The organism is Pseudoalteromonas sp. CuT4-3 (assembly GCF_035666335.1).
Lineage (GTDB): Bacteria > Pseudomonadota > Gammaproteobacteria > Enterobacterales > Alteromonadaceae > Pseudoalteromonas > Pseudoalteromonas atlantica.
On the sequence record NZ_CP142030.1, the window covers coordinates 3,637,501 to 3,660,538 of the forward strand.

Genomic DNA, 23,038 nt, shown 5'->3' on the forward strand with positions numbered 1-23,038 from the left:
GTACGAGTGCCCACACAGATGATTGTTTTATATTGTTAAAGAACGTTGCGACCTTGCCGCTAGGGATGCGTATAATACATCCTTTATTTTTCGAGTCAACACTTAATTTTAAACTTTCTTTTTAGAAGATTTAAAACCGAAGTTTCACTTAACTCTCTAAGCCGTTGTGCCTTGCTATGCTTCAGCGTTTCCCGTCTCAGTGGGGTCGCATTATAGGGAGATTCGAGCGGGGGTCAATGTTTTATTTCAGCTTTTTGACAAATAAATGAATTTAGTATGAAACGCATACAAATAAAGGCCTACGGGCTGATTTTAGATTAAAAAACACGCATGTTAAGTCGCTATTTTACAGCTAATATTTGCGCGTTAGAAAAAGCAGTACATTTAGTAATCGCTGTACTGCTTTGTTGGTTTTAATTTGCTGCAATTTGCCATACAGCTATAGAACCTGAGATCTCATTACCGATTATAAGCAGTGGCTCGCCTGTCGCACTTTGTTCGGCAGTTACAAACACCATGCCTTCGGGTGCAAGGTCGCCGGTTATATCTGCCCCTTCTATTACACCACGGTTATAAAAGTAATCTTCAAATTGCACATCGTAAGGGTTGGTAATATCGTAAACCATAATCCCGCCCATGCGCTCAAGACCTATAAAGGCAAAAGTGCGTTCGTCTATCGTACCTATTGTTAGCGCTTCGGGTTCTGCGCCTTTATCATCTGAGCGTGTGTCACCTTCGTTTTCATCTTCATTGTTATTAAAGGCTTCACCATGAACCGATGCGGTAATACGACCTATGTCATCGCCTGAGTCAAATACCACCAGCCCATTACTGTCCCAAATAGTAAATGAGCGTGCACCATAGGCATAAAGCGATTCGTATTGACCGTCGTCATTCGTATCACCTTTTACAGTGCTTACCTTCAAGCGGCCTATATCGTCATCGTCGTTATTTAAGTAGTCAAAATTAGCTGCAAGCGTTAAATCTTCAACGCGGCTTTCATCTATATAGGCAGGACAGCCATCATCTTCATCGTAATCTAGGCCGCCCTTTGCTGTGCAGTCTGCTTCATCTGTTACATCAAAGAAGTACTCGCGTGCATCACCTTCATTTGCCGATACTATAAAGTTTGCGCCTTTCCAGCTAAAGCTTGAAATTGTATCTGGCTGATACATACCATAAAGCCCTGGGTACGATTTAAAATTAACACCGCCGTCTTTATCTGATGCATCTATTTGTAAATCTGACCAGTCTTTAAAGCCTAGCGCTTTTAGCTCTACGCTATTATCTTCTAGGTTAATAATAGCGAGACCGTTATTTTCTTGAATTGATACGTAGGCATAGTTGTTATCTTTAGAAATGCTGACGTACTCAGGCTCTAAATCCATAGCTACTGTCGTATTTATTACATTTCCGTTAATAGTGCGCCCTGTAGGGTTAGCAAACACAAATCCATCAGACTCAAGTTCAGCTTGCTGACTATTGTAAGTAGTAAAGTCAATATTAGTTGCCGTATCAGCTACTACACCTTCTACTATATTAATTATGCTTACAGAGCCTTCTGGGTCGATACTGTAATCGCCATTAGGTTCACCTTCATTGGCTACAACTACTTTTGTACCGTCTTGATTAAAAGTCACCATGTCTGGTAAAAAGCCTGCTGGTACATTTTTTATGAAGGCGGGTGTATCGCCACTTATGTCGTAAAATGCAATTTGACCCGCTTCGCCCACATTTTTAGCAGCCATAGCCACAGCTAGCATTTGGTTGTTTTCATCTATTGCTATGCTGTTTGCATCGCCTGGGGTGTTGTCGTTTAAGGTAAGGGTACTAGTTGATGTTAGGTTAGTTGCATTCACTATCCCTTCGTTATCTTGAACAAGGGCCGCCGTATCAAAGGTGTCGGCGGGTATAATATTAACAACGGCTTCATCACCAGAGCTGTTAATGGCGTAAATCCACTTTTTAGATGCTTGATATGCGACTATTTCGGCTGCACCTTCGGGGCTCTGGGCATTAAGTACAGCGCGGCCTACTAAACTTATATTTAACGCAGAGTTTGCATTAGTGCCGTTAGTACCGTTAGTACCATTTTGACCCGCTGTACCTTGTTCCCCTTGGATACCTTGCGTGCCGTCTTGGCCGTCATCTCCATCTAGTGAGCAACCCGTTAATATTGATATGAGTGAAAGTGCTATAAGTGACCTTTTTAACATTGTTATTTTCCTTAGTGTGGTATTGAACAAAATAACAACACACAGGTATGACAAAGCTATGGCACTTTTATTTTGATTAGCTTTCGGCAATAAAAAAGCGAGTGTTAAACTCGCTTGCAGCTAAGGAGTAGCTTATTACCCATGAAATCATCTTTGTAGCTAAAAGCTATTTATATTCTCATTACGCCTTTTTCGAGTTTCTTTTATAAACTCTTTTAGCTCATTAACAGAAGGCTCAATACCTTGCTGATTTTTCTTCTCAAACCAATCGACTATATCACTGATTATGACAGAGCCATCTTGTAAGCATAACTCATCGTTTTTTAACCATACATCAGGAGCACGGAATGAAGGTGCTGTATACCAACTACAAAAACTATAGCCACGCTTTTCTATGCTTGATTCTATATAGGCATTAAATGGTATAATTCCAATAGCCAAAAATAAACAAGAGTAAATACCGCTTTGAATGGCTCGTTTTATAGATAACTTAAAACTAAATTTAAACAAAAATTGAATTGCTGCCATAGCAAAATAAAACCAAAATGGAATTAAGGATATTAGCAAAACTTTGCCACTGCTTTCTTTAAAATAAAACGGGTCTTCACTACTCATAAAAAGTAATTTATATTCATAATAAAAATTAATACCAATCAGGTAAATAATTACTAAAATAATCAACAACAATAGAATTTTAGAAAAAACTTCATTCTTGCGAGCCTCTTCGTATTGGGGCTCTAATTCTTTCCAAATTAAGAACTTCACTTGCGAGGAGCCTCATTAAAAATAGGTATGGAAAAAAATCTCTTCATAAAATCAACAGGGCTTTCTTTTTAAGAGTCCTCTAATTGCTGTATTTGATTATTAATTATAATTTTTTTATCTATAATATTTTTTTCAGCGATTCGAAGGCTTTTAATAACATAATCCACGTATGCTGTAGTATCTGAAAAAAACCAAGCAAATAGAAATCCTACGGATACAACGATAATTAAAGGAGCTATAGCAATACCTGCAATTAAAGTCCCACCCATGGCGATTATAGCTGAGCTTGTAGCAATAGCGGCACCAACTACTGCCATGTCGACCGCAACACCTGCCACTAAGTCATGCCATGTTTTTTGATCGTTTAAGAAATAGTCTGTGGCATGAAATGTCACTGAAATTACTAGAGTGAGCACAAACCCACTCTTCATCGCTTTTGCAGCTTCTAATTTACCGACACCGATAATAAAAAGTTTGGGGTTGCTTGCTAAATAACGAGTACCCGTTAAATGAGCTCTAGACTTCCTTGAGTGTAATTTTTAATCCGTTAACTATGAGTTTAAATAATAGTCAAAATTTAAGCAATAAAAAGCGAGTGTTAAACTCGCTGTAATTATTTAATAAGTAATGATCGTTGCTATTTTTTAACCGGGCGTTTCCAGCCCGTTAAATTACGCTGTTTAGAACGTGCTATTGCAAGTTGTTCATCTTCAACGGTACTGGTGATCACAGAGCCTGCACCTACAGTTGCTGTTGTACCAATATTTACAGGAGCAACAAGTGATGAATTTGAACCAATAAAGGCGTTATCACCAATAATGGTTTTTGCTTTATTAACTCCATCGTAGTTACAGGTAATAGTACCAGCGCCTATATTCACTTTTTCACCAATTTCAGCATCGCCTAAGTAACTTAAGTGGTTTGCTTTAGAGCCTTTACCTAAGCGGGTTTTTTTCATCTCTACAAAATTACCAATGTGCGAGTCTTCTTCCATTACCGCACCAGGGCGCAGGCGAGCATATGGGCCTAGCGTACATTTAGCCGCTACGCTTGCATCTTCAATTAGGGTATTCGCTTTTATTACAACGTTATCGCCTATGGTACAGTTTTTAAGTACGCAGTTAGGGCCAATTTGTACGTTATTGCCTAGGGTTACATTACCTTCAAAAATAACGTTTATATCAATTAATACGTCTTCGCCTGTTTTAACATTGCCACGTACATCAATACGAGCAGGGTCGGCTAGGGTGGCACCATTTAACATTAACTCTTCTGCTTGCCATGCTTGATAAGCACGCTCTAGGCCTGCAAGTTGTACGCGGTTGTTTGCGCCTTCAACTTCCATTGCATGATCGGGCTGTGCTGAGGTGATTTCTACACCTTCACTGTGCGCCATAGCAACGATATCTGTAAGGTAGTATTCACCCTGAGCATTATTGTTAGATAGATTGCCTAACCATGTTTTTAAAAGCTTGCCGTTAACCGCCATAATGCCGGTGTTTACTTCGCTGATAAGTAGCTGCTCAGCGCTTGCATCTTTTTGCTCAATAATACCTACAAGCTTGCCATCTTCTCGTAGCATACGGCCATAGCCATTTGGGTTAACCAAATTAACTGTTAATACCGCCAAACCATTTTTAGGTGTTGCAGCTAGTAAGCGCTCAAGTGTTGATTGCTTTGTAAGAGGTACATCACCATATAAAACAAGTACAGTGTCGTCATCATTAATATGAGGGTTTGCTTGTGCTACTGCGTGGCCAGTACCAAGTTGTTCTGCTTGCAGTACCCAGTTTACGTCGTTATCGGCAAGTTGTTGTTGTAATAGTTCGCCGCCGTGCCCGTAAACTAAGTTAGTGGTGGTTGCACCAAGTGCCTTTGCGTTATCTATAACATGCTGCACCATTGGTTTACCTGCAACGTTGTGCAGAACTTTAGGTAGAGCAGAGCGCATACGAGTACCTTTACCCGCAGCAAGAATTACTGTTGTTAGAGCCATTAAAACAATTTCCTTTTTCCGTTGTTTTAGTGAGGAGTTAATGAAAGTAGCTTAACTAGATTACGCATGTCACTCCATGTATACATACTCAGCCGTATTATAAAAAATAATGGCTGAATCTATCATAAACAAACTATTCATAATAATTACACTTATTGTAACTAGCTTTGCTAACCGATATAAGTGTAAAGCCAAATTACAGGCACAAAAAAGCCCACATAACGTGGGCTTTTAAAAACCGGATAGGCTTACTTTTTACGTAATTGCTGAATTACGCGAAGTTGTGCAATAGCTTCTGCTAGTTGCATAGCTGCTTTTTGATAATCAAATTCAGCAGCTGACGCATTAGCCATTTGGCTTTCTGCGTCACGCTTAGCTTGCTCTGCGGCTTGCTCGTCTAGGTCTTCACCACGAACAGCTGTATCAGCAAGTACGGTTACTATGTTCGGTTGAACTTCTAGTGTACCGCCAGCAATATAGATGAGTTCTTCTTCACCATGTTGCTTAACTAAACGTACCATACCAGGTTTAAGGGCAGTTAGTAGTGGGGCGTGACCGGCATTAACACCAAGCTCACCTTCACTACCAGATACTTGAATCGATTCAACTAGACCAGAGAACAAGCTCTGCTCTGCGCTTACTACGTCAAGATGTACAGTCATAGCTGCCATACTACCCTCCTAATTACATGCTTTTAGCTTTTTCTTGAGCTTCTTCGATAGAGCCAACCATGTAGAACGCTTGCTCTGGAAGGTCATCAAATTCACCGCTTAGAATGCCTTTAAAGCCAGCAATTGTGTCTTTTAGTGAAACGTATTTACCTGGCGCACCTGTAAATACCTCTGCCACGAAGAATGGCTGAGATAGGAAACGCTGGATTTTACGTGCACGAGATACAAGTTGCTTATCTTCGTCAGAAAGCTCGTCCATACCTAGGATAGCAATGATGTCTTTAAGTTCTTTGTAACGCTGAAGAACTGTTTGAACGCCACGTGCTGTATCGTAGTGCTCTTGACCAATTACTAATGGGTCAAGTTGACGTGAAGATGAATCAAGTGGGTCTACCGCTGGGTAGATACCAAGTGATGCGATATCACGTGAAAGTACTACTGTTGCATCTAAGTGAGCAAAGGTAGTTGCTGGAGATGGATCCGTTAAATCATCCGCAGGTACGTATACCGCTTGGATTGATGTAATTGAACCTGTCTTCGTTGAAGCGATACGCTCTTGAAGTACACCCATTTCTTCAGCAAGTGTAGGCTGGTAACCTACCGCTGATGGCATACGACCAAGAAGTGCAGATACTTCTGTACCAGCAAGCGTGTAACGGTAGATGTTATCTACGAAGAAAAGTACATCGCGACCTTCGTCACGGAACTTCTCAGCCATAGTAAGACCAGTTAACGCTACGCGTAAACGGTTACCAGGAGGCTCGTTCATCTGACCGTATACAAGCGATACTTTATCAAGTACGTTTGAATCGTTCATCTCATGGTAGAAATCGTTACCCTCACGAGTACGCTCACCAACACCTGCGAATACTGAGTAGCCGCTGTGCTCGATTGCGATGTTACGGATAAGTTCCATCATGTTTACGGTTTTACCTACACCGGCACCACCGAATAAACCAACTTTACCACCTTTAGCAAATGGACATACAAGGTCGATTACCTTGATACCAGTTTCTAAAAGTTCTACTGAACTTGATTGCTCTTCGTATGAAGGCGCTGCACGGTGAATAGACATACGGTCTTCTTCGCCGATTGGGCCAGCTTCATCGATTGGCTCACCAAGTACGTTCATGATACGACCAAGCGTTGCTTTACCAACTGGAACTTGAATCGCTTCACCTGTATTTTCTACCGCTGCGCCACGACGTAAACCGTCAGTAGTACCTAGTGCGATAGTACGAACAACACCGCCACCTAGCTGTTGTTGAACTTCTAAAGTCAAACCAGCTAAATCGCCATCTGTTACTTTTAGCGCGTCATATACGGCTGGCACGTTGTCTTGAGAAAACTCAATATCCACAACGGCACCGATAATTTGGACGACCTTACCTAAACTCATGTCTATTCCTCTCGTTAATCTTTGCCTGAAGCATTAAACTGCGGCTGAACCAGAAACAATCTCACTAATTTCTTGTGTGATTGCCGCTTGGCGAGCCTTGTTATAAACAAGCTGTAACTCATCCATAAGGTCGCCGGCATTATCTGTTGCAGCTTTCATTGCAACCATACGGGCAGCCTGTTCAGAGGCAGCGTTCTCAACCACACCTTGGTATACCTGAGACTCAACAAAGCGTACAAGCAAAGACTCTAATATAGCGTCTGGGCCTGGCTCGTATAAGTAGTCCCATGTGTGGGCAGATACTTCTTCTTCAGCTTTTGGCAAAGGGAGTAACTGGTCAATTGTTGGTTCTTGCTTCATGGTATTAACGAAGTTGTTATATACCAGGAATAAACGGTCAATTTTACCTTCAGAGAATGCATCTAGCATAATTTTTACAGGACCAATTACGTCTTGTACTGAAGGCTTATCTCCAAGGCCTGCTTTTTTAGCAAGCACTTGACCGCCAAAACGTTGAAAGAAGCTAGCAGCTTTGCTACCTAAAGTTGCAAACTCAGCGTCCACACCTTTTTCTTTCCACGCTTTAATGTCTAATGCAACTTTCTTAAACTCATTTGAGTTTAAGCCGCCACATAGACCACGGTCTGTAGAGATAACAATATAACCAACTCGTTTTACTTCACGTTCTTCTAAGAACGGGTGAGTAAAATCAAGATTTGCTTGAGCAACACGACCAATTACTTTGCGTAATTTGTCAGCGTATGGACGGCTTGAAGCCACTCGTTCTTGCGCCTTTTTCATTTTAGACGCAGCAACCATTTCCATTGCGCTAGTGATCTTTTGAGTATTTTTAATACTCCCGATCTTGCTTTTAATCTCTTTTCCGCTGGCCATGACTCTCTCTCCGAATCAAGGTGTGCTTTAGTAAACTAAAGCGCACCATTAATAACTAAATTACCAAGTTTGCGTAGACTTGAACTTCTCAAGAAGTTCTTTAAGCTGCGCTTCGATCTCGGCGTTGTAGTTACCAGTTTCATTGATTTGAGCCACAAGCTCTGCGTATGTGCTACTTGCATAAGAAAGTAAAGCTGCTTCGAAATCCATAATTTTAGAGATTTCGATATCTTTAAGGTAACCTTTCTCAGCTGCAAATAACGACAAAGACATTTCAGCAACAGACATTGGTGCGTACTGTTTCTGCTTCATTAGCTCTGTTACACGCTCACCATGCTCAAGTTGAGCACGAGTTGCATCATCAAGGTCAGACGCGAACTGCGAGAACGCAGCTAATTCACGGTACTGAGCTAGGGCTAGACGGATACCGCCACCTAGTTTCTTAACGATTTTAGTTTGTGCAGCACCACCAACACGCGATACCGAGATACCAGCATTTACTGCCGGACGGATACCTGAGTTGAATAAGTCAGTTTCTAAGAAGATCTGACCATCGGTGATAGAGATAACGTTTGTCGGTACGAACGCAGAAACGTCGCCGCCTTGAGTTTCAATGATTGGCAATGCCGTCAATGAACCAGTTTGTCCTTTCACTTCACCGTTAGTGAACTTTTCAACGTAATCAGCGTTTACACGCGATGCACGCTCTAAAAGACGCGAGTGAAGGTAGAATACGTCACCTGGGTATGCTTCACGACCTGGTGGACGCTTAAGTAGTAATGAGATTTGACGGTAAGCAACAGCTTGCTTAGATAAATCATCATATACGATTAATGCGTTTTCACCACGGTCACGGAAGTATTCACCCATAGTACAGCCCGAGAACGGTGCTAAGTACTGAAGTGCCGCAGACTCAGAAGCAGATGCTACAACTACGATAGTATTTGCAAGTGCACCGTGCTCTTCTAATTTACGTACTACGTTAGCAATAGTAGATGCTTTTTGGCCAACCGCTACGTACACACACTTAACGCCTGTGTTCTTTTGGTTGATGATTGCATCGATTGCTAGTGCAGTTTTACCTGTTTGGCGGTCACCGATTACAAGCTCACGCTGACCACGACCAACTGGAATCATCGCATCAATAGATTTGTAACCAGTTTGAACTGGCTCATCTACAGATTGACGCTCGATTACACCTGGTGCAATTTTTTCTACAGGTTCAAAACCGTCGTTATCTAAAGCGCCTTTACCGTCGATAGGAGCACCTAGTGTGTTTACAACACGACCAAGTAAGCCAGCACCAACAGGAACTTCTAAGATACGACCAGTTGTGTATACTTTTACGCCTTCAGTAAGGTCAGCGTAAGGACCCATAACTACTGCACCAATTGAGTCACGCTCAAGGTTTAGTGCGATAGCATAACGGTTGCCTGGAAGCTCAATCATCTCACCTTGCATACAGTCAGCTAGACCGTGGATGCGGATGATACCGTCAGTAACAGATACGATAGTACCTTCGTTACGAGCTTCACTTACAACTTCGAACTGCTCAATACGTTGTTTGATCAGATCTGAAATTTCAGTGGAATTAAGTTGCATGCTCTTTTTCCCAATTACGATTGTAGTGTTGTGGCTAAGCGGTTTAATTTACCGCGTACTGAGCCGTCGATTACAGTGTCACCCGCCTTAATAATAAGGCCGCCAACAACTGCAGCGTCTTCACTACAATTCAGCTTAACTTTGCGTGCGAAACGTTTTTCAAGTGTCGCTACCAATGACTCTTGCTGCGCTGCAGCAAGAGGGGTTGCCGAAATCACATCTACGTCGATTTCTTTGTCATACTCTGCTTTAAACGCAGCGAATAACTGAGCAACCTCAGGCAGTGCAATCAAACGTCCATTTTCAGCCATCACCTTAACTAGGTTCTGACCTTGTTCGTTGAGCTGCTCAGCACATAAGTTAATAAATAACTCAGCTTGTGCAGTAGCAGTAGGCAATCCAGCTAGAATGGCTGATGCTTGTTCATTGCTGGCAACTTCGCCTGCAAAAAACAACATGTCATTCCAGCTTTCAATCGTGCCTTTTTCAACGGCAAGTTCAAAAGCCGCTTTAGCGTATGGGCGAGCGATAGTAGTCAATTCAGACATGCTCATACCCTCCTAATTACAGCTCAGCGACAAGTTTTTCAACGATGTCACTATGTGCGGCTTGATTGATTTCACGCTCTAAAATTCTTTCAGCGCCAACCACTGCCAGAGTTGCTACTTGCTTACGTAGCTCTTCTGTTACACGGTTACGCTCTGATTCAATTTCAGAGTGCCCTTGAGCAATAATTTTTTCACGCTCTTCTTGTCCACGAACAGTTTCTTCGTCAACAATAAGCACGGCACGCTTTTTAGCTTGTTCAATGATATCAGCCGCTTGAGCTTTTGCATCTTTAAGCTGTTCTGCAGCTTTTTGTTGCGCAAGTTCTAAGTCTTTTTCGGCTCTATCAGAGGCAGCTAAACCATCTTCAATTTTCTTCTGGCGAGACTCAATTGCATCATTAAGTGGTGGCCATACATATTTCATACAAAATAGTACAAACACCGTAAACGCAATTAATTCACCGATAAGAGTGGCTGTTATGTTCACGACCGCTCCTCCTTAAAATAGTAAGCTGTTCAAAAAATAAAATTAAAGTACGAACAGGATTACCATTGCGATACCAACACCGATCATTGCTACCGCATCGATTAGACCAGCTAGGATGAACATCTTAACTTGTAATGAAGGTGCAAGTTCAGGCTGACGCGCACATGCTTCTAGGAATTTACCACCCATGTTACCGAAGCCGATAGCAGTACCGATTGCACCGAAGCCGATAAGTAAAGCAACTGCGATGTACTTAAGACCTAATACTAGTTCCATTTTTTTCTCCAAAGTTTCAATTGTTAAAGTTAAATATAAAAAGTGTATAAATTAGTGATTGTCTGAACTTGCCATGCTTAGGTAAACAATGGTTAGCATCATAAATACGAATGCTTGTAACACGATTACTAAGATATGGAATACAGCCCAAACAAAGTGCAACGGAAGTTGCATTAAACCAACTGCGCCGATAAGTATGAATATCAATTCACCAGCGTATAAGTTACCGAATAAACGCAGTGCTAACGAGAAGGGCTTAGACACTAGAGCGATTGTTTCTAGTAATAAATTACAAGGAATTAAGAAAATCATAGCCACTTTGCTATTAGAGCTAAACGGGTGAAGTGTAAGCTCTTTAATGAAGCCACCAACCCCTTTAATTTTAATAGAGTAACCAATCATCAGAATAAACACGCCCAATGCTAATGCAGCGGTTAAGTTTATGTCTGTGGTAGGTACAATTTTCATGTAAACGTCGTGTGAGTCCATGCCAAAGGCTTGTTCACCAACAAAACCAGCAAGTGCAGGTAAGAAATCAACTGGGATTAAATCCATTAAGTTCATTAAGAACACCCAAACAAAAATTGTTAAGGCTAATGGAGCAATTAATTTGCTTTTACCGTGGTAAGTGTCACGTACGTTGTCTCCAACGAACTCAACAATCATTTCAATAAAACATTGAAATTTACCCGGTACTCCGGTGTGAGCTTTCTTTGCGGCGCTTCGGAAGGTCCATAAAAATAATAGACCAAGTCCGATTGACCATGCGAGGGTATCTATATTCCATGTCCAGAAACCACTGTCTGCACACGCTTTGTTGAAGGCAAGACCTGAGTCGGTCATACACATCTTAGCGTTTGTTAAGTGATGCTGGATATGGCTTGATATAGTAACTTCTTCTGCAGCCATGTTATATCCCAAAAGTTAATGTTTAAAAAAAACGGGTGCAAACAATCCAGTAAAGAGCACAAATACGTAAACACAAAAAAACGGCACTAAAACGACCGTGGTTGACTTGAGTATCAGTGCAAACAATACGATTGTTAGCATAAATTTTAATCCGTTACCGCGTTTTAACGAGGTATACGCTTGATTTGCTTTGCTTGCACCCATATATCTGAATGCATAAAGCGCAAATACTAGGTGGGGAAGTATTGCTACGCTGCTACCGGCAAGTGCTGATACGCTGGCGTCTACTCCCCAACCAACAAAAATAATTACTGCAGCTACAAGTGCTACGATACCCTGAAGACAAATTAATTTAAATGCGGCAAGCCTATAAGGTCTTGCTAACTTATTAGTCACGTTTAGTTAACCTTTATGGCGTTCTAATTGTTTGGGTGTGAAAACTGGCGAAATTATACTTAATCCTACCAGTTTTGCAACTTGAGTAGACGCTTTGTAACACAAAATAGCTACAAATGTCTCTTATCGGACATGTAAAATTTTAATGGTCGGTATTGCTGTGATTTATACGATTTAAAATGCCATCAAGCTCATCTAAATTGGTGTAAGAAATAACCAACTTACCTTTGCCTTTCGCGTTATAATTTATTTCTACTTTAGCCCCTAAGTTGTCGGCTAATTTTTGCTCTAAACGCTTAACATCTGGGTCTTTTTCTGGTGCTTCTTTAGCAGCAACCGGCTCTAAAATTGAGCGTACTAACTTTTCGGTTTCGCGAACAGTTAGCGCTTTAGCAACGGCTAATCTTGCAGCGTCAGATTGTGCTTCACCTTCAAGGGCTAATAAACAGCGTGCGTGGCCCATTTCTATGTCGCCATGCTCTAACAGAATTTTAACATCACTATTTAAATTGTTTAATCGTAGTAAATTGGTCACGGTCGTGCGCGATTTACCCACCGCATCGGCAACTTGCTGGTGCGTTAATTCAAATTCATTCAATAATCTGTTTAAAGCGATAGCTTCTTCCATTGCGTTTAAATCTTCACGCTGAATATTTTCTATCAGCGCAATAGCAACGGCGGCTTCATCTGGCACATCTTTTACAATACAAGGTACGCTTTCAAGCTTTGCTATTTGTGCAGCACGCCAACGGCGCTCACCGGCAATTATTTCAAAGCTATTTTCTGCAACAGGGCGCACCACAATTGGCTGAATAATGCCTTGAGAGCGGATAGAGCTTGCTAACTCCTCAAGCGCTTCTTCAGACATATCTTTACGAGGCTGGTATTTTCCTGAGTGTAAAAACTCAATAGGCAGCTTTTGCAATTCATTCGCAACGGGCTGTGCTGCAGTTTGTACAGCTTCAGTCACATTTACTGTGTCTTGTTCCTTGCTTGAGCTCGGCGCTGGTTTTGATGAACTTAAAAGGGCATCGAGTCCTCGGCCTAAACCTCGTTTTTTAGCAGACATGTTATTTTTTTACCTTAAAGTTAGGCGACTACCGGCGCTGTTTTTTCTTTTCTGCGTAGCATTTCGCCCGCAAGTGCTAAGTAGGCTTTTGCGCCACTTGATGCGCGGTCGTAGTACATTGCTGGTGCACCAAAACTAGGTGCCTCGGCAAGACGCACATTACGTGGGATCACGGTGCGGTATACTTTATCGCCAAAATGTTGTTTTAATTGTTCTGATACATCATTTGCTAATCGATTGCGCGGATCGTACATAGTACGAAGAATGCCTTCAATTTGTAAGTTAGGGTTAACTAACTTTGCAAGTTGCGTAATAGTGTCCATTAATGCGGTTAACCCTTCAAGCGCATAATATTCACATTGCATAGGTACTAAAATAGAATCAGCAGCAGCCATGGCGTTTACTGTTAACATATTTAGTGAAGGCGGGCAGTCGATAAAAATAAATTCGTATTTATCTTGTATTTTTTCAAGCGCATTACGAAGGCGTACTTCGCGTGCAAACAATTCCATTAATTTTACTTCTGCTGCGGTTACATCGCCGTTGGCCGCTATCATATGATACTCACCCGAGGTTTCAGTGATTATCACTTCATCCATAGGCTTTTCTTCAATGAGTAAATCGTAAATGGTGGCGACATCGCCGTATTTGTCTACACCGCTACCCATCGTAGCGTTGCCTTGGGGGTCGAGATCTATTAACAGCACTTTACGCTTCGTTGCAGCCATAGATGCAGCGAGATTAACAGCCGTTGTTGTTTTACCAACGCCGCCTTTTTGATTTGCTAATGCGATGACTTTTGCCACTATGTCTCTGATCCCTAGTCTTTAGAAAGAATAATTAAATGTCGTTGTGCATCAAGCTCAGGCACTACTAGCGAGATTTTATCTTCAAATTTTACCCCCTCAGGAAGTGACTCTAGCTCTTCACTAGGAAACACACCTTTAAGCGCTATAAATTTGCCTGAGTGATCAATTAAGTGTGAACACCAATCAACCATATCTTGCAGTGAAGCAAACGCACGACTTAGTACGCCATCTAATTTAACACTTGGTTGATATTCTTCAACTCTTGACTGCACAGGGGTGACATTATTTAGCCCGAGCTCGTGTTTAACTTGCATTAAAAAGCGAACGCGTTTGCCTAAGCTATCAAGCAATACAAATTGCGTATCAGGTAGTGCAATAGCTAATACAATACCTGGTAAGCCAGGACCTGTGCCTACATCAATATAATGATGACCGGGTAAATGAGGTGCAACAACTAAGCTATCCATAATGTGCTTAATCATCATTTCTTCTGGTAAGCGTACAGACGTTAAATTATACGCTTTGTTCCATTTGTTTAGTAACTCAACGTATTTAACTAATTGCTGTTGTTGTTTTTCAGTTAGCGCAATATCAGTTTGCGCTAACAATGTTGTTAATTGTTGCTGTAACACAGTTTACCTTTACCATTACGCAGTTTTGCGTAATAAGCCTTGCTTCTTCAGATACACTAATAATAGCGAAATCGCCGCTGGGGTGATACCAGAAATACGAGAAGCTTGGCCAATAGTGTCTGGACGCGCATCCGTTAACTTAGCAACTACCTCGTTTGATAAACCCGATACCGTTGAGTAATCGAACTCTTTAGGCAAAATGGTTTCTTCATGACGAAGCTGTTTATTGATCTCATCTTGCTGGCGCGCAATGTAGCCTGCGTATTTAGTATGGATCTCAACTTGTTCAAGTGCAGCTTGGTTTGTAAACTCAGATCCAAGCCCATCAATAGCCATTAAATCGTCGTAACGAATTTCTGGACGACGAAGTAGATCCTCTAAACTTGCTTCACGAGTAAGCGGTGTTTTTAATAAGGCGTTTACTTGATCAACCACAGCATGATCTTTATGGATCCAGGTTTCTTTAATACGCTGTTTCTCTTTTTCGATCACTTCCATTTTTTCGTTAAATGCCTGCCAGCGCTCATCGCTAACTAAACCAAGTTCACGGCCTTTTTCTGTTAAGCGAATATCAGCGTTATCTTCACGCAATAATAAACGGTATTCCGCACGGCTAGTAAACATACGGTACGGTTCTTTTGTACCAAGCGTTGCTAAGTCGTCTATTAGTACGCCCACATACGCTTCATCACGACGTGGAGTCCATGCATCTTTGCCTTGTACTTGTAAAGCGGCGTTCATGCCGGCAATTAAACCTTGTGCACCGGCTTCTTCGTAACCAGTAGTACCATTTATTTGGCCTGCAAAAAATAGCCCGTCTATAAATTTGGTTTCTAATGACTGTTTTAAATCACGTGGGTCAAAGAAATCATATTCAATAGCATAACCAGGGCGACAAATATGTGCGTTTTCAAAACCATCTATCGATTGCACAATTTGTAACTGCACATCAAAAGGTAAGCTGGTTGAAATACCGTTAGGGTAAAGCTCGTACGATGTTAAACCTTCAGGCTCTACAAATATTTGGTGCTTGTCTTTATCAGCAAAGCGCACAATTTTATCTTCTATTGAAGGGCAGTAACGTGGTCCTATACCTTCAATTACGCCAGAGTACATAGGCGAGCGATGTAAATTGTTACGAATAACCTCATGGGTTTTTTCGTTTGTGTAGGTGATATAGCACGGTATTTGCTGTGGGTGATCGCTTTGTTTACCAATAAACGAAAATACTGGTGTGGGCGCATCACCTGGTTGTTCTTGCATCTTGCTAAAATCAACTGTACGGGCATCAATACGTGGTGGAGTACCTGTTTTTAAACGGTCTACTCTAAAAGGTAATTCACGTAAACGATCAGCAAGTGCAATTGAAGGGGGATCGCCTGCACGACCACCTTTAAAATTCTCTAAACCAATATGTATTTGGCCACCTAAGAAAGTACCTACGGTTAATACAACACTAGGTGCGCTAAAACGTAGTCCCATTTGGGTTACTACGCCAACAACTTTGTCGTTTTCAACAATAAGATCATCACACGATTGTTGAAATATTTTTAGGTTTTCTTGGTTTTGTAATGTGTTTTGAATTGCTGCTTTGTATAAAGCGCGATCAGCTTGTGCTCGAGTTGCACGAACAGCAGGTCCCTTTGAAGAATTTAAGGTACGAAATTGAATACCGCCTTTATCAATAGCCTGTGCCATAGCACCGCCTAGCGCATCAATTTCTTTAACCAAATGGCCTTTGCCTATGCCACCAATTGCAGGGTTGCAAGACATTTGACCAAGTGTATCCATATTATGAGTTAGCAGCAGGGTATTCATCCCCATACGTGCAGCAGCCAATGAGGCTTCAGTGCCTGCATGTCCACCACCTACTACGATAACGTCAAACTTTTCGTGAAAAATCATTAATGGGATCCTACTTAATCAAACCAGTAAACTTCAAAAGGGAGCGTATTCTACCTAGAAATTAGCAGAAGATAAATGATTAAACAGTGGGCAAGATCTAAGTCACTGATCACTTATAATATAAAGGATCTTTTAAAGAGATCTTTTAATACTATTACTACTAGTGATCGGGTTTTCTGTTGATAAGCTCTATTTATTCATTTAAAACATAAAATTAGATCAGATCTAAAGGTGTTAATATGATCGGATCATCAGGCAAATAAGCTCTGATCAAAAAGGGGGTTTATACACAGCCCAATATCGATTGGATCTTATGCCATGGATAAGCATGCTTAAAAACGCAGTTTGATCAGCGGTTATCCACAAAATCTATTAAATTATTAGTAAATTGTGGGTAACTTTGTTTATGCATTTTATTCGATCACATTACTTTAATTGTGTTTTCTCTATCCACGAATCTAACCACTCTAGGGCGGTATCTTCGGGTAATGCCTCATCAAGAATATTTAATTCAAGCCTTGGCGCTATGCATGTTGCGCCTTTGCTGGCCATTAAACTATTTATATTACGCCCAGCAAGGTTATAGGTGTCGTAGCTGGTATCGCCTAAGCCAATGACTGAATATTTAATTGCAGATAAGTCACTTTGCTGATTTAGCTGCTCAATAAATGGTAAAAGGTTGTCGGGGTAATCGCCCGCGCCATAGGTCGATGTGCATATAAGCCAGATTGTATTGTGTTGATCAATATCAGATAAATTAGGTTGATCATGTAGTTCAGCACTTATACCTTGGTTATTTAACTCATCACATAGTTGTTCTGCTACATATTCTGCAGATCCCATTTGACTACCAACGATTATATTTACAGAACTCATATTTAAACTGATCACACTTTACTTATTTGCCCGCTATGATAACTGAGTTAGCCTTGCAGTAAAGAAAACCTTTGTAATTTTGTATAACTATTTTTGAGTTGTTTTTGCTCTTTGTTGTAAATGCTTGTATAAGTTATTGAATATAAATGAATTAACAAAAACTATTTAAATGTAATCTTCTGATCAAGTTGTTGATAAGGTTGGGGAAAGCTCTGCTTAACTAGTATGTTTTGTAGATCTAAATATAGCTAAGTCATTGATTTTTTATTATAAGTGAGGCCACCAGCCCACGTTTTTATATAGCTAACCTGTTGTTGATCATAATGTGGATAGTAATCTTGTTGATAACTTAAAAGGGCGATCAAAAATAATTTTTAAAAACGATCCGATTAAGCAGATCTGCCCTAAAAAAGTGAAAATATGTGTAATAAACTACGCTTTTTTATAGATCGTTGCGGTTTAAGCTTATAAATGTGCCGCTATTTTTGTTTTATTAGCCATAAAGTAGGCGATTGTGGATAACCTTTTTTAATTAGTCTTATTATTTTTCAAGTTCAGCGAGGAGTTTTGCTGGTGGATCAATTAAAAACGAGGGTGTTGGCCTTAATAGTACCGGTTACTTTTGCTTATAAATTCACAAACCGTAGTTAAAACGATCTACTTAAGGATGCTTTTTAGCGGCATATTGGTACTTTTTTAAGCTATATCGAGCGCCAATTACGCGCTTAACGTGGTGTATTTTTATACTGTAAGAGATTAAAGAGGTGAGTTGAATACGCTAAAATCAGGCGCGTTTTTATTTAATTTTAGCCCCATTTTAGCTTTTTAAATTTTTATACCGGGCATAAAAAAGGGCACTAATGTGCCCTAAAGTAAGTGTTATTTTATGCTGCTTTAGCGAGTTATTTACCAATACAGAACGAGCTAAATATTTTGCCTAGTAGGTCGTCTGAGGTAAATTCACCGGTTATTTCGTTTAAGTACTGCTGCGTTAGGCGTAGCTCTTCGGCTAATATTTCGCCGGCGACGTGCATTTCTAACTGCGTTTTACCAGTATCTAAGTGATAGGCGGCATGTTCAAGTGCATCTAAATGGCGGCGGCGCGCCATAAATCCACCTTCTGTTGCGCCCTGAAAGCCAATACAAGCTTTTAAGTGGTCGCGTACAAGCTCAATACCTTGCGCATTTTTAGCGCTTAAACTAATTACTGGGTATTGTTGGTTTTCATCCATACCTACTGCATCGCCCGATAAATCGGCTTTATTTCTGATAACGGTAACACCCATACCTTGCGGTAATTTTGCCATAAACTCAGGCCAAATTGCGTGTGGGTCGGTGTCGGTGGTGTCAGTGCCATCAAGCATAAACAACACGCGATCAGCTTGATTTATTTCATCCCACGCGCGCTCTATACCTATTTGTTCAACGCGGTCTGGGCTTTCACGTAGGCCTGCGGTATCGATAATATGCAGTGGCATACCATCAATATGAATGTGCTCACGTAGTACGTCGCGAGTAGTACCGGCTATTTCGGTTACTATGGCAGCTTCGCGTCCTGCTAGGGCATTAAGTAGGCTTGATTTACCGGCATTAGGGCGCCCTGCGATAACAACGCGCATACCTTCTCGCATAATACTGCCTTGCTTAGCTTGGCTCGTTACTGTGTGTAATTGACTGATAATGGCATCTAAATCGCCTGATACTTTGCCATCGGATAAAAAGTCAATTTCTTCATCAGGGAAGTCAATGGCTGCCTCTACATACATACGTAAATGAATAACTTTTTCTACTAGGGTTTCAATGTGTTTAGAAAACTCACCTTGTAGCGATTGTAGGGCGCTTTTAGCTGCTTGCTCTGAGGTTGCATTAATTAAATCGCTAATAGCCTCTGCTTGGGTTAAATCAAGCTTGTCGTTCATAAAAGCGCGCTCAGAAAACTCACCAGGCTTAGCTAAGCGAACGCCTTCTATTTGGCTAATTTCTTTTAATAGCATGTCGAGTACAACAGGGCCGCCGTGACCTTGCAGTTCAAGTACGTCTTCGCCGGTAAATGAATTTGGCCCTGCAAAATAAATAGCGATGCCTTGGTCGAGTTGCTCGCCGCTTAAACTTTTAAAAGGAACGTAGTCGGCATAGCGAAGCTTAGGTACTTTACCTATTATTTTTTCGGCCACGCTTTTAGCAAGGCTGCCAGAAACCCGAATTATACCTACGCCACCACGCCCAGGAGCGGTCGCTTGTGCTGCAATTGTGTCTTGATTGATCATGCTATTTATTTGCCAACGAGAGTAACTTTAATGGCGCTATTGTAACCTATGCATTTATTGGTAGCGAATAGCTGTGGTAAAAAATAGGCAATAAAAAAGGCGACCTAAGTCGCCTTTATATGAGTAGCCGTTAAGCTAGCCTCTTACTTTTATACCTTGCTTTTCCATGCCACGGTAGATGATAAGCATCTGGACAATAGAAATAAGGTTAGACACTAACCAGTAAAGTACTAAACCAGATGGGAACCATAAGAAGAATACAGAGAAGATAACCGGCATAAAGGTCATCATTTTTTGCTGCATTGGGTCGGTAACCGTCATTGGTTGTAGTTTTTGCGTCACAAACATACTTGCACCAAATAATATTGGTAATACGTAGTATGGGTCTTTTGTAGAAAGGTCAGTTAGCCAAAGAATGAACTCTGCATGGCGCAGCTCTGTTGATTCTAAGAATACGTAAAATAGTGCTAAGAAAATTGGCATTTGTAGCAAAATAGGGAAACAGCCACCCATAGGGTTAACTTTTTCTTTTTTGTACATTTCCATAGTAGCTTGGCCGAACTTTTGACGGTCATCACCATATTTTTCTTTTAGTGCAGCCATTTTAGGCTGAAGGGCGCGCATTTTTGCCATTGACGTGTATTGCGCTTTAGTAAGCGGGTACATTAACGATTTAACGATAATAGTGATGGCAATAATAGCGACACCCCAGTTACCTAAAATACTGTGTAGCCATTTAAGAAGTACAAATAAAGGTTGCGAAATAAACCATAACCAACCGTAATCTACAGTCAGGTCTAAATCTGGGTGAATCGCTTCAAGAATATCTGACTCTTTAGGACCCATGTAGTAAGTCGCATTAAGAGTTTGCTCGCTGCCGGCTTGTATATTTATAGGCGCTGCTTTTGTACCAATAATAGCGGCATTACTTTTAGTAATTAAGCTGTAAAGCGTGTGTGTTTCGTCTTGCTTAGGTACCCATGCACTTACAAAGTAATGCTGAATAAATGCAACGTAACCGCCTTGGGTGTTTTTATTAAGGTTTTTGTCAGCCATATCTGAAAAGCTGTATTTTTCGTACGACTCTTCATCAGTACCGTAAGCTGCACCTAAATAGTTTTGATCTACTAAGCTGCCTTTTTCTTGTACGGTACGCTTAATTTGCGTGTATAGCTGTACTTGCACTGGCGCACTTGTAGCATTATTTACTGTGTACTCTAGGCCTACATCGTATTGACCTTTTTTAAATACGTATGTTTTAGTGAAGCTAACGCCATTACTATCAACATAGGTAAGTGGTACACGTAGCTCATCACCGCTTAGCGTGTAGGCTTTTTGCGTTGCTTGGTAAGTAGGGCGACCATTCGCTGATGCGTCTGGGCCATTTAAACCAATTAAACCACTTTGTGAGAAGTATTGATTGCCATCAAACTCGCCTAGAAGCATAAATGGTGTTTCTTCACCTTTTACTTCTTCGTATTGGAGTAAGTCTGCTTCAACAATGTCACCGCCTTTGGTGTCTATTTTTACTTTGAAAACGTCAGTCGTAATGTCAATAACTGAACGCTTAGCAGCGGTAGCCGAAGCAGGTAAACCTGAATCTGACGATGACGGTATATAATCATCTGACTCTGGTGACGTTGTGTTTAGTGTTTGTGTAGTGGCACTAGGATCGGCTTTAGGTGTGTTGTAGTCATTATTCCATTCTTGAAATAATAAAAACGACACTAACATTAAACCGATTAATAAAAACGTGCGTTGCGATTCCATAACAGCTCTTATTTCTCGTGTTGGTGGTTAATACGGGTTAATTTTTCAGGAACGGGGTCTTCTCCGCCTGAATGTAAAGGATGGCATTTTAATATGCGTTTAAGTGCTAACCAACTCCCTTTTACAAATCCATGCAAATTAATTGCTTGAATAGCGTAATGAGAGCAGCTTGGATTAAAACGACAATGCGGGCCTAGTAGTGGGCTTATCCACATTTGATAACCGCGGATAAATAACACTAAACAACGCTTTGGAATAGCAACAAGTGGTTTAAGTAACCTCATGGTGTTTATACCCCTGCGTATATTTAGTGAATAGATACCATGTATTTAAAGGCTCAATTAGAGATTTTAAACGCATGATTAAAAGGTGAGCTAAAGATACCCTAATTAACCCTGCAATTCTATTGCTATCGGATTTGTTTATTAGATTTAGCTGATTTGTTTGGGCGTTTTTTAAAAGGTGGTGGTTTAGGTGCACCAGGTTTGCAGCGTTCATTTATTTTACGCCACAGCTTTGTAAGTTGTTTGGTTATTTCTTCGTTAGACTGCTCATCAATACCACTTTTTACCATAAGCACAATATCGATATTATCGATGGTGTGTTGATTTAAACGAAAACTTTCGCGAGCGAGTCGTTTAATACGGTTACGTTGGCATGCCTTTTTTACACGTTTTTTAGCAACAGTGAGCCCTAACCTAGGTTTATCTTGGTCATTAGGTTTAGCTAAAAGAGTAAATAAAGGAGTTGCAGCCCGAGCGGGTTCGTTAAATATGCGAGAGTAATGCGAGGGAGTTAACAGACGTAACTCCCTGCCAAAGCTAAAGTCTTCCACTTATATATTAAGCAGAAAGAACTTTGCGGCCTTTAGCGCGGCGACGTGCTAATACTTTACGGCCATTTACAGTTGCCATGCGAGCACGGAAGCCGTGTGCACGTTTGCGTTTTAAAACGCTAGGTTGAAAAGTTCTTTTCATAACAATCTCATCCGATCGGTTAAAGTTAAAACATCCTATGCAGGTCGCGATCCTGGCACAGGTGCCATTGCGAGCGCGAGATATTATAGATTAAGCACTTTAAAGTCAATCATAATTGCGCTGTAAACACCGTGTTTATTACATTTTTTGTACGCTGGCTTGATATTTATGGATTAATTTTAAAGCAAAATGGTCTGCTTTTACGCAAAAAGGCGAATTAATGGCCGAGACTGATTAAAAGAATGTGGACCGTAATAAAGTAGGGTGATCAACTAGGATCATCATAATTAAGAAGTTTTCCACAGCTGGTGTTTAAAAAGTGAATAAAAGCATGGGAAAACTCATTTAGATCGTAAAATTGGTTCGCGATCTCAGTGTGTTTTTGTTATGATCTGTTATCAGGCTTTAAAATAAAAGTCGCTATAAATCAGTCTGTTAAGATATTTATACACTGATATCAACAATTTTATAAAAATCAATCTTTTACTTGTGGATAAAGTGCCTTCATAATACCCGGTCTTGGGTCGGGTAGCTGGCCAATTGAACGCAATAAATGCATGATTTTTAATCATTA

At 40.8% G+C, this 23,038-nt stretch carries 23 protein-coding genes; all 23 read right to left on the bottom strand.

Annotated elements, in window-relative coordinates:
• Positions 1-413 precede the first annotated feature (413 nt).
• Positions 414-2,216 (bottom strand): choice-of-anchor I family protein, encoded by a 1,803-nt coding sequence (locus tag VOI46_RS16820; RefSeq protein ID WP_324738102.1) that lies wholly within the window; start codon positions 2,214-2,216, stop codon positions 414-416.
• 159 nt (positions 2,217-2,375) lie between these two features.
• On the bottom strand, positions 2,376-2,981 hold the full coding sequence (locus VOI46_RS16825; RefSeq protein WP_004588080.1) for a DUF1240 domain-containing protein: 606 nt from the start codon (positions 2,979-2,981) through the stop codon (positions 2,376-2,378).
• Positions 2,982-3,049: 68 nt separating this feature from the next.
• Positions 3,050-3,397: a hypothetical protein gene (locus tag VOI46_RS16830; protein ID WP_138725011.1), complete on the bottom strand. Its 348-nt coding sequence runs from the start codon at positions 3,395-3,397 to the stop codon at positions 3,050-3,052.
• 221 nt (positions 3,398-3,618) lie between these two features.
• Entirely contained in the window at positions 3,619-4,977 is a 1,359-nt protein-coding gene (gene glmU, locus VOI46_RS16835) for a bifunctional UDP-N-acetylglucosamine diphosphorylase/glucosamine-1-phosphate N-acetyltransferase GlmU (protein WP_004588078.1), read from the bottom strand.
• Between the two features lie 248 nt (positions 4,978-5,225).
• Positions 5,226-5,648 (bottom strand): F0F1 ATP synthase subunit epsilon, encoded by a 423-nt coding sequence (locus VOI46_RS16840; RefSeq protein WP_004588077.1) that lies wholly within the window; start codon positions 5,646-5,648, stop codon positions 5,226-5,228.
• A 13-nt stretch (positions 5,649-5,661) separates the two neighbouring features.
• Positions 5,662-7,047, bottom strand: a complete 1,386-nt coding sequence (gene atpD, locus VOI46_RS16845; protein WP_004588076.1) for a F0F1 ATP synthase subunit beta — start codon at positions 7,045-7,047, stop codon at positions 5,662-5,664.
• Between the two features lie 33 nt (positions 7,048-7,080).
• Entirely contained in the window at positions 7,081-7,941 is an 861-nt protein-coding gene (gene atpG, locus VOI46_RS16850) for a F0F1 ATP synthase subunit gamma (protein WP_004588075.1), read from the bottom strand.
• 60 nt (positions 7,942-8,001) lie between these two features.
• Positions 8,002-9,543, bottom strand: a complete 1,542-nt coding sequence (atpA, locus tag VOI46_RS16855; RefSeq protein WP_004588074.1) for a F0F1 ATP synthase subunit alpha — start codon at positions 9,541-9,543, stop codon at positions 8,002-8,004.
• A gap of 14 nt (positions 9,544-9,557) precedes the next feature.
• A complete protein-coding gene (gene atpH, locus VOI46_RS16860) occupies positions 9,558-10,091 on the bottom strand; it encodes a F0F1 ATP synthase subunit delta (RefSeq protein WP_004588073.1) in 534 nt (177 codons plus the stop codon).
• 16 nt (positions 10,092-10,107) lie between these two features.
• Complete coding sequence (atpF, locus tag VOI46_RS16865; protein WP_004588072.1) at positions 10,108-10,578, bottom strand: F0F1 ATP synthase subunit B; 471 nt, start codon at positions 10,576-10,578, stop codon at positions 10,108-10,110.
• A 42-nt stretch (positions 10,579-10,620) separates the two neighbouring features.
• Entirely contained in the window at positions 10,621-10,854 is a 234-nt protein-coding gene (gene atpE, locus VOI46_RS16870) for a F0F1 ATP synthase subunit C (protein ID WP_004588071.1), read from the bottom strand.
• Positions 10,855-10,905: 51 nt separating this feature from the next.
• Positions 10,906-11,763, bottom strand: coding sequence for a F0F1 ATP synthase subunit A (gene atpB / locus VOI46_RS16875; RefSeq protein WP_004588070.1), 858 nt, complete (start codon positions 11,761-11,763; stop codon positions 10,906-10,908).
• A 15-nt stretch (positions 11,764-11,778) separates the two neighbouring features.
• The gene (locus tag VOI46_RS16880; RefSeq protein WP_004588069.1) at positions 11,779-12,159 is read right to left on the bottom strand and encodes an ATP synthase subunit I; all 381 of its coding nucleotides are present in this window, start codon (positions 12,157-12,159) and stop codon (positions 11,779-11,781) included.
• A gap of 142 nt (positions 12,160-12,301) precedes the next feature.
• Positions 12,302-13,228, bottom strand: a complete 927-nt coding sequence (locus tag VOI46_RS16885) for a ParB/RepB/Spo0J family partition protein (RefSeq protein WP_004588068.1) — start codon at positions 13,226-13,228, stop codon at positions 12,302-12,304.
• 20 nt (positions 13,229-13,248) lie between these two features.
• Positions 13,249-14,034: a ParA family protein gene (locus tag VOI46_RS16890; RefSeq protein WP_004588067.1), complete on the bottom strand. Its 786-nt coding sequence runs from the start codon at positions 14,032-14,034 to the stop codon at positions 13,249-13,251.
• A 14-nt stretch (positions 14,035-14,048) separates the two neighbouring features.
• Positions 14,049-14,669, bottom strand: a complete 621-nt coding sequence (gene rsmG, locus VOI46_RS16895; protein ID WP_004588066.1) for a 16S rRNA (guanine(527)-N(7))-methyltransferase RsmG — start codon at positions 14,667-14,669, stop codon at positions 14,049-14,051.
• A 15-nt stretch (positions 14,670-14,684) separates the two neighbouring features.
• Positions 14,685-16,574: a tRNA uridine-5-carboxymethylaminomethyl(34) synthesis enzyme MnmG gene (gene mnmG, locus VOI46_RS16900; RefSeq protein WP_004588065.1), complete on the bottom strand. Its 1,890-nt coding sequence runs from the start codon at positions 16,572-16,574 to the stop codon at positions 14,685-14,687.
• Positions 16,575-17,000: 426 nt separating this feature from the next.
• Positions 17,001-17,450 carry an FMN-binding protein MioC gene (mioC, locus tag VOI46_RS16905; RefSeq protein ID WP_004588064.1) on the bottom strand — a complete coding sequence of 150 codons (450 nt, stop codon included), beginning with the start codon at positions 17,448-17,450 and terminating at the stop codon, positions 17,001-17,003.
• Positions 17,451-18,352: 902 nt separating this feature from the next.
• On the bottom strand, positions 18,353-19,717 hold the full coding sequence (gene mnmE / locus VOI46_RS16910; protein WP_004588063.1) for a tRNA uridine-5-carboxymethylaminomethyl(34) synthesis GTPase MnmE: 1,365 nt from the start codon (positions 19,715-19,717) through the stop codon (positions 18,353-18,355).
• A gap of 135 nt (positions 19,718-19,852) precedes the next feature.
• Positions 19,853-21,487, bottom strand: coding sequence for a membrane protein insertase YidC (yidC, locus tag VOI46_RS16915; protein ID WP_004588062.1), 1,635 nt, complete (start codon positions 21,485-21,487; stop codon positions 19,853-19,855).
• Positions 21,488-21,495: 8 nt separating this feature from the next.
• Positions 21,496-21,771 carry a membrane protein insertion efficiency factor YidD gene (gene yidD, locus VOI46_RS16920; RefSeq protein WP_004588061.1) on the bottom strand — a complete coding sequence of 92 codons (276 nt, stop codon included), beginning with the start codon at positions 21,769-21,771 and terminating at the stop codon, positions 21,496-21,498.
• A 125-nt stretch (positions 21,772-21,896) separates the two neighbouring features.
• Positions 21,897-22,322, bottom strand: coding sequence for a ribonuclease P protein component (gene rnpA, locus VOI46_RS16925; RefSeq protein ID WP_004588060.1), 426 nt, complete (start codon positions 22,320-22,322; stop codon positions 21,897-21,899).
• A gap of 7 nt (positions 22,323-22,329) precedes the next feature.
• Positions 22,330-22,464, bottom strand: coding sequence for a 50S ribosomal protein L34 (gene rpmH / locus VOI46_RS16930; RefSeq protein WP_004335215.1), 135 nt, complete (start codon positions 22,462-22,464; stop codon positions 22,330-22,332).
• Positions 22,465-23,038 lie beyond the last annotated feature (574 nt).

Bases quoted from the DNA above. Each gene is read 5' to 3' on its own strand.
- yidD (WP_004588061.1), bottom strand. From the start codon at position 21,771: ATGAGGTTACTTAAACCACTTGTTGCTATTCCAAAGCGTTGTTTAGTG.
- atpD (WP_004588076.1), bottom strand. From the start codon at position 7,047: ATGAGTTTAGGTAAGGTCGTCCAAATTATCGGTGCCGTTGTGGATATT.
- atpG (WP_004588075.1), bottom strand. From the start codon at position 7,941: ATGGCCAGCGGAAAAGAGATTAAAAGCAAGATCGGGAGTATTAAAAAT.
- mnmE (WP_004588063.1), bottom strand. From the start codon at position 19,717: ATGATCAATCAAGACACAATTGCAGCACAAGCGACCGCTCCTGGGCGT.
- mnmG (WP_004588065.1), bottom strand. From the start codon at position 16,574: ATGATTTTTCACGAAAAGTTTGACGTTATCGTAGTAGGTGGTGGACAT.
- rpmH (WP_004335215.1), bottom strand. From the start codon at position 22,464: ATGAAAAGAACTTTTCAACCTAGCGTTTTAAAACGCAAACGTGCACAC.
- atpA (WP_004588074.1), bottom strand. From the start codon at position 9,543: ATGCAACTTAATTCCACTGAAATTTCAGATCTGATCAAACAACGTATT.
- VOI46_RS16840 (WP_004588077.1), bottom strand. From the start codon at position 5,648: ATGGCAGCTATGACTGTACATCTTGACGTAGTAAGCGCAGAGCAGAGC.
- atpB (WP_004588070.1), bottom strand. From the start codon at position 11,763: ATGGCTGCAGAAGAAGTTACTATATCAAGCCATATCCAGCATCACTTA.
- yidC (WP_004588062.1), bottom strand. From the start codon at position 21,487: ATGGAATCGCAACGCACGTTTTTATTAATCGGTTTAATGTTAGTGTCG.
- atpE (WP_004588071.1), bottom strand. From the start codon at position 10,854: ATGGAACTAGTATTAGGTCTTAAGTACATCGCAGTTGCTTTACTTATC.
- VOI46_RS16820 (WP_324738102.1), bottom strand. From the start codon at position 2,216: ATGTTAAAAAGGTCACTTATAGCACTTTCACTCATATCAATATTAACG.
- atpH (WP_004588073.1), bottom strand. From the start codon at position 10,091: ATGTCTGAATTGACTACTATCGCTCGCCCATACGCTAAAGCGGCTTTT.
- glmU (WP_004588078.1), bottom strand. From the start codon at position 4,977: ATGGCTCTAACAACAGTAATTCTTGCTGCGGGTAAAGGTACTCGTATG.
- VOI46_RS16885 (WP_004588068.1), bottom strand. From the start codon at position 13,228: ATGTCTGCTAAAAAACGAGGTTTAGGCCGAGGACTCGATGCCCTTTTA.
- mioC (WP_004588064.1), bottom strand. From the start codon at position 17,450: ATGAGTTCTGTAAATATAATCGTTGGTAGTCAAATGGGATCTGCAGAA.